Origin of the sequence: Psychroserpens algicola (assembly GCF_014526325.1) — a bacterium.
Lineage (GTDB): Bacteria > Bacteroidota > Bacteroidia > Flavobacteriales > Flavobacteriaceae > Psychroserpens > Psychroserpens algicola.
This window is the reverse complement of record NZ_JACNMJ010000017.1, coordinates 1-659: the sequence shown is the minus strand read 5'-3', so window position 1 is coordinate 659 and position 659 is coordinate 1. Positions and strand designations below refer to the sequence as shown.

1 protein-coding gene is annotated in these 659 nt (G+C 41.0%); it reads left to right on the top strand.

The window, feature by feature from the left end; genetic code table 11:
- Positions 1-659 (top strand): hypothetical protein (locus H7350_RS16985; protein ID WP_204347122.1); only part of this gene is annotated, 659 nt, incomplete at both ends.

Here is a 659-nt window from a genome sequence, read left to right as displayed (position 1 = left end):
GCCTAACAGTTTGTGAAGGTGTAATTCCAACCAACGAAGCATTGTTTGAAGCTTTAGAGGGCAATCCAGATGAAGGAGGTGTTTGGAGCGGACCAGAATCGGATGTATATACTTATACATTTGCAGCCTCAGGTTCATGTCCAGAAGTGTCAGCAACAGTAACAGTACTGTATTATGATGTGACACCAGACGATACAGCTTCAGGTGAAGTTTGTGAAGGCAATACCTATAATTACGAAGGAACAGAATACGAAGTAGGAAGCTATGACATTCCAAGAATTGATGCTAATGGTTGTCCGTATAAAACCGTATTAACAGTTACCGCTTATCCAGTGACACCAGATGATACAGCTTCAGGCGAAGTTTGCGAGGGCAATACCTATAATTACGAAGGAACAGAATACGCAGTAGGAAGTCATGATATCCCAAGAATTGATGCTAATGGCTGTCCGTACAAAACCGTATTAACAGTAACAGCATATCCTGTAACACCAGATGATACAGTTTCAGGTGAAGTTTGTGAGGGCAATACCTATAATTACGAAGGAACAGAATACGCAATAGGAAGCCATGATATTTCAAAAACAGATGCTAATGGTTGTCCATACACCACAGTATTAACCGTAACAGCTTATCCAGTAACAGAAGATGTCGTCAAC